Annotated in this window: 9 protein-coding genes; 8 read left to right on the top strand and 1 reads right to left on the bottom strand. The window is 66.7% G+C overall.

Features of this window, described 5'->3' with window-relative positions; genetic code table 11:
• From L810_RS48775 to metH, 4 genes are all read left to right on the top strand, one after another.
• Nucleotides 1-198, top strand: a 198-nt coding sequence (locus tag L810_RS48775; RefSeq protein WP_218921748.1) for a hypothetical protein, incomplete at its 5' end; no start/stop codon positions are given.
• Nucleotides 199-396: 198 nt separating this feature from the next.
• On the top strand, nucleotides 397-654 hold the full coding sequence (locus tag L810_RS33285) for a BTH_I0359 family protein (protein WP_006477667.1): 258 nt from the start codon (nucleotides 397-399) through the stop codon (nucleotides 652-654).
• 202 nt (nucleotides 655-856) lie between these two features.
• Entirely contained in the window at nucleotides 857-1,924 is a 1,068-nt protein-coding gene (locus L810_RS33280; protein WP_042977166.1) for a homocysteine S-methyltransferase family protein, read from the top strand.
• A 42-nt stretch (nucleotides 1,925-1,966) separates the two neighbouring features.
• Nucleotides 1,967-4,684: a methionine synthase gene (gene metH, locus L810_RS33275; protein WP_021162609.1), complete on the top strand. Its 2,718-nt coding sequence runs from the start codon at nucleotides 1,967-1,969 to the stop codon at nucleotides 4,682-4,684.
• Between the two features lie 114 nt (nucleotides 4,685-4,798).
• On the opposite strand, the gene L810_RS33270 is transcribed toward metH, so the two are convergent.
• Nucleotides 4,799-5,122, bottom strand: coding sequence for a DUF1840 domain-containing protein (locus L810_RS33270; RefSeq protein ID WP_006489103.1), 324 nt, complete (start codon nucleotides 5,120-5,122; stop codon nucleotides 4,799-4,801).
• Between the two features lie 200 nt (nucleotides 5,123-5,322).
• On the opposite strand from L810_RS33270, the gene argS reads away from it, so the two are divergent.
• The 4 genes from argS (at nucleotide 5,323) to L810_RS33250 (ending at nucleotide 9,625) form a co-directional block, all read left to right on the top strand.
• The gene (argS, locus tag L810_RS33265; protein WP_021162608.1) at nucleotides 5,323-7,104 is read left to right on the top strand and encodes an arginine--tRNA ligase; all 1,782 of its coding nucleotides are present in this window, start codon (nucleotides 5,323-5,325) and stop codon (nucleotides 7,102-7,104) included.
• Between the two features lie 117 nt (nucleotides 7,105-7,221).
• Nucleotides 7,222-8,124, top strand: a complete 903-nt coding sequence (locus L810_RS33260; protein ID WP_021162607.1) for an SPOR domain-containing protein — start codon at nucleotides 7,222-7,224, stop codon at nucleotides 8,122-8,124.
• Between the two features lie 69 nt (nucleotides 8,125-8,193).
• Nucleotides 8,194-8,832 (top strand): thiol:disulfide interchange protein DsbA/DsbL, encoded by a 639-nt coding sequence (locus L810_RS33255; RefSeq protein WP_021162606.1) that lies wholly within the window; start codon nucleotides 8,194-8,196, stop codon nucleotides 8,830-8,832.
• Between the two features lie 19 nt (nucleotides 8,833-8,851).
• Complete coding sequence (locus L810_RS33250; protein ID WP_021162605.1) at nucleotides 8,852-9,625, top strand: SDR family oxidoreductase; 774 nt, start codon at nucleotides 8,852-8,854, stop codon at nucleotides 9,623-9,625.
• Nucleotides 9,626-9,781: the final 156 nt, after the last annotated feature.

Below are 9,781 nucleotides of genomic sequence, written 5' to 3'. Positions count from 1 at the left end.
CGCTGCACCGGCGCCCGAACCGTCGGCCGCACCGGCCGCCGAACCGGCACAACCCGCGCCGCCCGCCGCCGTGCAACCGCCGGCTGCACAGCCGGCTGCACCGCCCGCGTCTTCGCCTGTCACATCACCTGTCACACAGTGAACTCGCACGCGAATGCGCGTGATTCGGCAATTTCGACCGATTACAGATTTCCGTGAAATCGCCGATGACACTCTTTAACAACTATTTCCGTCCACCGGTCGACAATGGGAAACGTTTCATAGACATCGGCTTCTAACCGATACACCCCACGCAAACGGGAACGGGGTGTGCAGCGCAAGCCCCTTGAAACCGGCAAGGCTCGCCCCACCTAGGGGACAACAAGGCCAGATGCCACTGCGAAGAGGAGTGCCGCCATGCAAATGATCTACAACAGCCCCAACTACTGCGTCGTCGAATTCGCGCCGCAGGCCGGCCACCACCTGATGAATGCCGGCGGATACGAAATCGTCGACAAGAACGCGCAGCGCGAGATCTTCATCGACGGCGAACTTGCCGAACGATTCCGCGCACACGTGAAGCAGCTGATCGAAGATGAACCGTCGCTCGATGAAGTCGACGAATTCCTCGGACAATTCGACAGCCTGATGATGATGCCCGTCGTACTGCACTGACGTCCCGCGGCCCGGCGCCTCGCGCGGCCGGGCCATTCGCCGCGCATCGACGCGGCGCCGCGAGCACTCCGATCATGCCCCTGCCCGGTTCGCCGGGCGGGGGTTTTCATTTGGCGGCCCGGCCGGCGCCGCGCAAGGCCGGGCGGCGCCCATGCGCACCGGCTACAATGACGGTTTTCCCGTCTTCGCCGGTCTTTCGCCCATGTCTGCGACTCCTCTCGCCGCTTCCGTCCCGCTCGACGCGCACTACACGCGCGGCGCCGCTCTGCCTGCGCTGCTGAAATCGCGCATCCTGATCCTCGACGGCGCGATGGGCACGATGATCCAGCGCTACAAGCTCGACGAAGCCGCGTATCGCGGCGAGCGCTTCAAGGATTTCCCGCGTGACATCAAGGGCAACAACGAGCTGCTGTCGATCACGCAGCCGCAGATCATCCGCGAGATCCACGACCAGTACTTCGCGGCCGGCGCCGACATCGTCGAGACCAACACGTTCGGCGCGACGACCGTCGCGCAGGCCGATTACGGGATGGAAGATCTCGTCGTCGAGATGAACGTCGAATCGGCGAAGCTCGCACGCGAATCGGCCGCGAAATACGCGACGCCGGACAAGCCGCGCTTCGTCGCCGGCGCGATCGGGCCGACGCCGAAAACGGCCAGCATTTCGCCGGACGTCAACGATCCGGGCGCCCGCAACGTCACGTTCGACGAGCTGCATACGTCGTACTACCAGCAGGCGAAAGCGCTGCTCGACGGCGGCGTCGACCTGTTCCTCGTCGAGACGATCTTCGACACGCTGAACGCGAAGGCCGCGCTGTTCGCGCTCGACGAACTGTTCGAGGACACCGGCGAGCGCCTGCCGATCATGATCTCGGGCACCGTCACCGATGCGTCGGGCCGGATCCTGTCGGGCCAGACCGTCGAGGCGTTCTGGAACTCGCTGCGTCACGCGAAGCCGCTCACGTTCGGCCTGAACTGCGCGCTCGGCGCGGCGCTGATGCGCCCGTACATCGCCGAGCTCGCGAAGCTGTGCGACACCTACGTGTCGTGCTACCCGAACGCGGGCCTGCCGAACCCGATGGCCGAGACCGGCTTCGACGAGACGCCGGACGTCACGTCGGGGCTCCTGAAGGAATTCGCGCAAGCCGGGCTCGTGAACCTCGCGGGCGGCTGCTGCGGCACGACGCCCGAACACATCGCCGAGATCGCGAAGGCGCTCGCCGACGTGAAGCCGCGCCGCTGGCCGAACCAGTACAGCGACAACGCCTGACCCGACCGCCCCACGCCCTTCATCACCAGAATTCGCACCGCCATGACCGATCACATGATGCGCCTCGCCGGCCTCGAGCCGTTCAACGTCACGTCCGGAACGCTCTTCATCAACGTCGGTGAGCGCACCAACGTCACCGGCTCGAAGGCGTTCGCACGCATGATCCTCAACGGCCAGTTCGACGAGGCGCTCGCCGTCGCGCGCCAGCAGGTCGAGAACGGCGCGCAGGTGATCGACATCAACATGGACGAGGCGATGCTCGATTCGAAGGCGGCGATGGTGCGCTTCCTGAACCTGATCGCGTCGGAACCGGACATCGCGCGCGTGCCGATCATGATCGACTCGTCGAAGTGGGAAGTCATCGAGGCGGGCCTGAAGTGCGTGCAGGGCAAGGCAATCGTGAACTCGATCTCGCTGAAGGAAGGCGAGGAGGCGTTCGTCCATCATGCGAAGCTGATCCGCCGCTACGGCGCCGCGGCCGTCGTGATGGCGTTCGACGAGCAGGGCCAGGCCGACACGTTCGCGCGCAAGACCGAGATCTGCAAGCGCTCGTACGACGTGCTCGTGAACCAGTGCGGCTTCCCGCCGGAAGACATCATCTTCGACCCGAACATCTTCGCGGTCGCCACCGGCATCGAGGAGCACAACAACTACGCGGTCGACTTCATCGAGGCGACCCGCTGGATCAAGCAGAACCTGCCGTATGCGAAGGTGAGCGGCGGCGTGTCGAACGTGTCGTTCTCGTTCCGCGGCAACGACCCGGTGCGCGAGGCGATCCACACCGTGTTCCTGTACCACGCGATCCAGGCGGGGATGGACATGGGCATCGTGAACGCGGGCCAGCTCGGCGTGTACGCCGAGCTCGACGCGGAACTGCGCGAGCGCGTCGAGGACGTGATCCTGAACCGCCGCGACGACTCGACCGACCGCCTGCTCGAAATCGCCGACAAGTTCAAGGCGGGCGGCGCGAAGAAGGAGGAGAACCTCGAGTGGCGCAACCAGCCGGTCGAGAAGCGGCTCTCGCATGCGCTCGTGCACGGCATCACGAACTTCATCGTCGAGGATACCGAAGAAGTCCGCGCGAAGATCGCCGCGGCCGGCGGCCGCCCGATCAACGTGATCGAAGGCCCGCTGATGGACGGGATGAACATCGTCGGCGATCTGTTCGGCCAGGGCAAGATGTTCCTGCCGCAGGTCGTGAAATCGGCGCGCGTGATGAAGCAGGCGGTCGCGCACCTGATCCCGTTCATCGAGGAAGAAAAGCGCCTGCTCGCGGAAGCGGGCGGCGACGTGCGCGCGAAGGGCAAGATCGTCATCGCGACCGTGAAGGGCGACGTGCACGACATCGGCAAGAACATCGTGTCGGTCGTGCTCCAGTGCAACAACTTCGAAGTCGTCAACATGGGCGTGATGGTCCCGTGCAACGAGATCCTCGCGAAGGCGAAGGTCGAGGGCGCGGACATCATCGGGCTGTCCGGCCTGATCACGCCGAGCCTCGAGGAGATGGCATACGTCGCGTCGGAAATGCAGCGCGACGACTACTTCCGCGTGAAGAAGATCCCGCTGCTGATCGGCGGCGCGACGACCTCGCGCGTGCACACGGCGGTCAAGATCGCGCCGCACTACGAAGGCCCGGTAGTCTACGTGCCCGACGCGTCGCGCTCGGTGTCGGTCGCATCGAGCCTGCTGTCCGACGAAGGCGCGGCGAAGTACCTCGACGAGCTGAAGTCCGACTACGAACGCATCCGCGACCAGCACGCGAACCGCAAGGCGCAGCCGATGGTCACGCTCGCCGAGGCGCGCGCGAACAAGACCAAGGTCGACTGGGCGGGCTACCAGCCGGTGAAGCCGAAGTTCATCGGCCGCCGCGTGTTCAAGAACTACGACCTGAACGAGCTCGCGAACTATATCGACTGGGGCCCGTTCTTCCAGACCTGGGATCTCGCGGGCCCGTACCCGGCGATCCTGAACGACGAGATCGTCGGCGAATCGGCGCGCCGCGTATTCTCCGACGCGAAATCGATGCTCGCGCGCCTGATCCAGGGCCGCTGGCTGACCGCGAGCGGCGTGATCTCGCTGCTGCCGGCGAATACCGTCAACGACGACGACATCGAGATCTACAGCGACGAGTCGCGCAGCGAGGTGCTGCTCACGTGGCGCAACCTGCGCCAGCAGAGCGTGCGCCCGGTGGTCGACGGCGTGATGCGGCCGAACCGCTCGCTCGCCGACTTCATCGCGCCGAAGGAATCGGGCGTCGCCGACTACATCGGGATGTTCGCGGTGACGGCCGGCCTGGGTGTCGACGTGAAGGAAAAGCAGTTCGAAGCCGACCACGACGACTACAGCGCGATCATGCTGAAGGCACTCGCCGACCGCTTCGCGGAAGCGTTCGCGGAAGCGATGCACGCGCGCGTGCGGCGCGAGCTGTGGGGTTATGCGAGCGGCGAGACGCTCGACAACGATGCGCTGATCGCGGAAAAGTACGCGGGCATCCGCCCGGCACCCGGCTACCCGGCCTGCCCCGACCACCTCGTGAAGCGCGACATGTTCGACGTGCTGCACGCGGACGAGATCGGCATGAGCGTGACCGACTCGCTGGCGATGCTGCCGGCCGCAAGCGTGTCGGGCTTCTATCTCGCGCATCCGGACAGCACGTATTTCTCGGTCGGGAAAATCGGACAGGATCAGCTCGAGGACTACGCGCGGCGCATGGCGCTGTCGCTCGACGACGCGCGCCGCGCGCTTGCGCCGCAGCTCTGACCGGCCCTTCGTCGGGCGCATCGGCACCCGCTATCGTCAGACAAAAGAAAAAGCCCGCTCGGAAGCGGGCTTTTTTCTGCCTTTCGATCCTTTCGGACCGCCGGGCAAGGACGCTCAGAAGCCCCAGTGCACGTCGGCCTGGCCGGCTTTCGCTTCGCGCAGCATCGTGAGGAACGGCGCGACGCGCTGGGCCAGGCTCGGCGGCACTTCGTGGTGCGCGTGGTCGGCTTCGTCCTCGTGGAAATGGCCGGCATGCTCGGCGCGCTCCTGCTTCGCCTGCGCAACGGCGCCTTCCAGCTTGGCGATCGCGTGGTCCAGCTCGTCGTGCGTAATCACGCCGCGCTCGCCCAGCTGCTTGCCGACGAGACCCAGCACATACACGGCGAAATCCTTCAGCACGTCGAGATCCTGTGCCGCCTTGCTCTTGAACGTAATCATGACAATTCCCTTTTCATCTTGTTGTGCCTGCGCGGCGCGGTTGGGGAACGCCGGCAGACCGGCGTCCGGCCTCGCGGACGCGGGCCGCCTGAGCGGCATATTAGCACCTGTTAAAATTCTGCGATCCCTGAAACGCGCGCTTAAAAAGCGCGCCGGCGGGCCGGCGTTTCCGGCTGCCACCAACGAAGCCTTCTACCAGCATGCTGCCAGCACACAAACAGACCCTCGAAGCCCTGCTCGCGGATAGCGTCAAGCAGGTCGCACACGCGCTGAAAGGCGCCGACGCGGCATTCGTCGCCCCGACCATCACGCTGGAGCGCCCGAAGGTCGCCGCGCACGGCGACGTCGCGTGCAACGTCGCGATGCAGCTCGCCAAGCCGCTCGGCACGAACCCGCGTCAGCTCGCCGAACAGATCGTCGCCGCCCTGACCGCCCAGCCGGGCGCGCAAGGCCTCGTCGACGCCGCCGAGATCGCCGGCCCCGGCTTCATCAACCTGCGCCTGTCGGCCGCCGCGAAGCAGGCGGTGATCGCCGCCGTGTTCGACCAGGGCCGCGCGTTCGGCACGTCGGATCGCGAGAAAGGCAAGCAGGTGCTGCTCGAATTCGTGTCGGCCAACCCGACCGGCCCGCTGCACGTCGGCCACGGCCGCCAGGCCGCGCTCGGCGACGTACTCGCGAACGTGATCGCGAGCCAGGGTTACGCGGTGCACCGCGAGTTCTACTACAACGACGCAGGCGTGCAGATCGGCAACCTCGCGATCTCGACGCAGGCGCGCGCACGCGGGCTGAAGCCGGGCGACGCGGGCTGGCCGGAAGCCGCGTACAACGGCGAGTACATCGCCGACATCGCACGCGACTTCCTGGCAGGCGAAACGGTCGCCGCGTCGGACGGCGAGCCGGTCAAGGGCACGGGCGACGTCGAGGATCTCGACGCGATCCGCAAGTTCGCGGTCACGTACCTGCGTCGCGAGCAGGACATGGACCTGCAGGCGTTCGGCGTGAAGTTCGACCAGTACTACCTCGAGTCGTCGCTGTACAGCGAAGGCCGCGTCGAGAAGACGGTCGACGCGCTGATCAAGGCCGGCATGACCTACGAACAGGACGGCGCGCTGTGGCTGCGCACGACCGACGAAGGCGACGACAAGGATCGCGTGATGCGCAAGTCGGACGGCACGTACACGTACTTCGTGCCGGACGTCGCGTACCACGTGACGAAGTGGGAGCGCGGCTTCACGAAGGTGATCAACATCCAGGGTTCGGACCACCACGGCACGATCGCGCGCGTGCGGGCCGGCCTGCAGGGCCTGCACATCGGGATCCCGAAGGGTTACCCCGACTACGTGCTGCACAAGATGGTCACCGTGATGCGCGACGGCCAGGAAGTGAAGATCTCGAAGCGCGCGGGCAGCTACGTGACGGTGCGCGACCTGATCGAATGGTCGGGCGGCGCGGCGGCGGGCCAGGAAGCGGCGCCCGACCTGATCGACGAAGCGACCATCACGCGCGGCCGCGACGCGGTGCGGTTCTTCCTGATCTCGCGCAAGGCCGATACCGAGTTCGTGTTCGACATCGACCTCGCGCTGAAACAGAACGACGAGAACCCGGTCTATTACGTCCAGTACGCGCATGCGCGGATCTGCTCGGTGCTCAACGAACTGAAGGCGCGCTACAACGTCGACGTCGCGCAGCTGCCGGGCGCCGACCTGTCGCAGCTGACGAGCGCGCAGGCGGCGTCGCTGATGCAGAAGCTGGCCGAGTACCCGGACATGCTTACGCACGCGGCGAACGAGCTGGCGCCGCACGCGGTCGCGTTCTACCTGCGCGACCTCGCTGGTGAATTCCACTCGTTCTACAATGCGGAGCGCGTGCTGGTGGACGACGAAGCGCCGCGCAATGCGCGCGCCGCGCTGCTCGCCGCGACCCGGCAGGTGCTCGAGAACGGTCTGGCGGTGCTCGGCGTGTCCGCGCCCGCCAAGATGTAACGACGCAAGCGGCCCGAACCGGGCAGCGAATGGCCGTGGCAGCGCCCGCCGTCGGATACCCGCCGTCGGACGCCCGCCGCAGCCTTTTCACGATTCTTTTTGCAGGTGACTCAAGCAATGGCACAACCACGCCGCACTTCGAAACAATCGAAACAAGCCGGAGGGACATTTCTTGGAATCGTGCTGGGCCTGATCGTCGGCCTCGCGATCGCGGTGGTGGTGGCGCTCTACATCACGCGTTCCCCGTCGCCGTTCGTGTCGAAGGTTGCGCCGCCGCCGGCCGACAACGGCGCGAGCCAGCCGCAGCAGTTCGATCCGAACCGTGCGCTGCAGGGCAAGACGCCCGGCCAGCCGGTGCCGCAGGCCGCCCAGTCGGCACCGCCGAACACCGCGCCCGGCCAGGCCGCGAACCAGACCCAGGGCGGCCTGCTGCCCGAACCGCAGATCGTCGAAGTGCCGCCGTCGGCCAACGGCTCGAGCGGCTCGAACAATACCGGCAGCTCGAACGGCACGACCGCGTCGAACAATGCGTCGTCGGGCAACGGCGTCGCCGTCGCGCCGAAGCCGGCCGACACCACGCCGCCGCCGAAGAAGACGCAGCAGGCGCAGCAACAGCAGCAAGGCGGCGAGGACGACCTCGCACGCTTCGCCGCGCAGAAGCAGGCGCAGCAAGCCGCCGCACAAAAGCAGCAACAGCAGCAACTGGCCGCGAACACGCCGAAGCCGACCTCGTCGGCCACGGCCGCCGCGGCAGCGAAGCCGCCGACCGCGAACGACGCGAATACCGGCTACTTCCTGCAGGTGGGCGCGTACAAGACGGAAGGCGACGCCGAGCAGCAGCGCGCGCGCCTCGGCTTCCAGGGCTTCGAGTCGAAGGTGTCGAAGCGCGATGTCAGCGGCGTGACGTACTTCCGCGTGCGCGTCGGCCCGTTCTCGAAGTTCGAGGATATGAACTCGGCCCGCCAGCGCCTGTCCGATGCAGGTGTCGACACGGCGGTGATCCGTTTCACGAAGCAGTAAGCAACCGGCCGAGCCCACTCAGAACCCGTTACGTTCCGTAACCCGAGCAACTGATTCGACGTTCACAACATGAAAAAACTGCTTAGCACGCTCCTTCTTTCCCTGGGCCTGGCCGCCGGCCTCGCGCAGGCTTCGCCCGCCGCGCCGGTCGCCGGCAAGGACTTCGAGGTGATGAAGTCGCCGCAGCCGGTGTCCGCGCCGGCCGGCAAGGTCGAGGTGATCGAGTTCTTCTGGTACGGCTGCCCGCACTGCTACGAATTCGAGCCGACGATCGAGGCCTGGGTGAAGAAGCAGGGCAGCAACATCGACTTCAAGCGCGTCCCGGTCGCATTCCGTGACGATTTCGTCCCGCACTCGAAGCTGTTCTACGCGGTGTCCGCGCTCGGCATCTCCGAGAAGGTCACGCCGGCGATCTTCAACGCGATCCACAAGCAGAAGAACTACCTGCTGACGCCGCAGGCGCAGGCCGACTTCCTGGCCACGCAGGGCGTCGACAAGAAGCAGTTCATGGACGCGTACAACTCGTTCAGCGTGCAGGGCGAAGTGAACCAGTCGGCCAAGCTGCTGAAGGACTACGCGATCGACGGCGTGCCGACGGTCGTCGTCCAGGGCAAGTACAAGACGGGCCCCGCTTACGCGAACAGCATCCCGGGTACCGCCCAGGTGCTCGACTTCCTCGTGAAGCAGGTTCAGGACAAGAAGCTCTGATCCCCGCCCGCGCGCCGGCATGACTACTCCGCTGAAGGTCTTCATCACCGGCGCATCGAGCGGCCTCGGCCTCGCGATGGCCGAGGAATACGCCCGCCAGGGCGCCACGCTCGCACTCGTCGCGCGACGCACCGATGCCCTCGATGCGTTCGCGCGACGCTTTCCGAAGCTGTCCATCTCCGTCTACTCCGCCGACGTGCGCGACGCCGACGCGCTCGCGACGGCCGCCGCGTCGTTCATCGCGACGCACGGCTGCCCCGACGTCGTGATCGCGAACGCAGGCATCAGCCAGGGCGCCGTCACGGGCCAGGGCGATCTCGCGACGTTCCGCGACGTGATGGACATCAACTACTACGGGATGGTCGCGACGTTCGAGCCGTTCGTCGGCCCGATGACGGCCGCGCGCCACGGCACGCTGGTGGGTGTCGCGAGCGTCGCCGGCGTGCGCGGGCTGCCGGGTTCCGGCGCGTACAGCGCGTCGAAATCGGCCGCGATCAAGTACCTCGAAGCGCTGCGCGTCGAGCTGCGGCCGGCCGGCGTCGGCGTCGTGACGATCGCGCCCGGCTACATCCGCACGCCGATGACCGCGCACAATCCGTACCGGATGCCGTTCCTGATGGACGCCGACCGCTTCGCCGCGCGGGCGGCCCGGGCGATCGCGCGGCAGCACGCGTTCCGCGTGATTCCGTGGCAGATGGGTGTCGTCGCGAAGGTGCTGCACGTGCTGCCGCGCTGGCTCTACGACCGCCTGTTCGAGAAGGCGCCGCGCAAGCCGAAGGCCGGCGCGCACTGATCGCCCAAACGGCCCGCGTGACGCATCGCGGGCCGCTTCTCCGCTTCTCCGCCTCTCCGCCTCTCCGCCTCTCCGCCTCTCCGCACCGACGCCCAACGGCTTCGACACCTCGATTCGCGGGGCCGGCCCGCAACGCTTCCGCGCCGTCCTCGCCGT

Origin of the sequence: Burkholderia sp. AU4i (assembly GCF_000466765.1) — a bacterium.
GTDB lineage: Bacteria > Pseudomonadota > Gammaproteobacteria > Burkholderiales > Burkholderiaceae > Burkholderia > Burkholderia cepacia.
This window is presented reverse-complemented; position numbering and strand designations above follow the sequence as displayed.

What these genes read in the sequence shown, in the direction of transcription:
- argS (WP_021162608.1), top strand. Translation starts at nt 5,323, where the DNA reads ATGCTGCCAGCACACAAACAGACCCTCGAAGCCCTGCTCGCGGATAGC.
- L810_RS33255 (WP_021162606.1), top strand. Translation starts at nt 8,194, where the DNA reads ATGAAAAAACTGCTTAGCACGCTCCTTCTTTCCCTGGGCCTGGCCGCC.
- L810_RS33260 (WP_021162607.1), top strand. Translation starts at nt 7,222, where the DNA reads ATGGCACAACCACGCCGCACTTCGAAACAATCGAAACAAGCCGGAGGG.
- L810_RS33280 (WP_042977166.1), top strand. Translation starts at nt 857, where the DNA reads ATGTCTGCGACTCCTCTCGCCGCTTCCGTCCCGCTCGACGCGCACTAC.
- metH (WP_021162609.1), top strand. Translation starts at nt 1,967, where the DNA reads ATGACCGATCACATGATGCGCCTCGCCGGCCTCGAGCCGTTCAACGTC.
- L810_RS33270 (WP_006489103.1), bottom strand. Translation starts at nt 5,122, where the DNA reads ATGATTACGTTCAAGAGCAAGGCGGCACAGGATCTCGACGTGCTGAAG.
- L810_RS33250 (WP_021162605.1), top strand. Translation starts at nt 8,852, where the DNA reads ATGACTACTCCGCTGAAGGTCTTCATCACCGGCGCATCGAGCGGCCTC.
- L810_RS33285 (WP_006477667.1), top strand. Translation starts at nt 397, where the DNA reads ATGCAAATGATCTACAACAGCCCCAACTACTGCGTCGTCGAATTCGCG.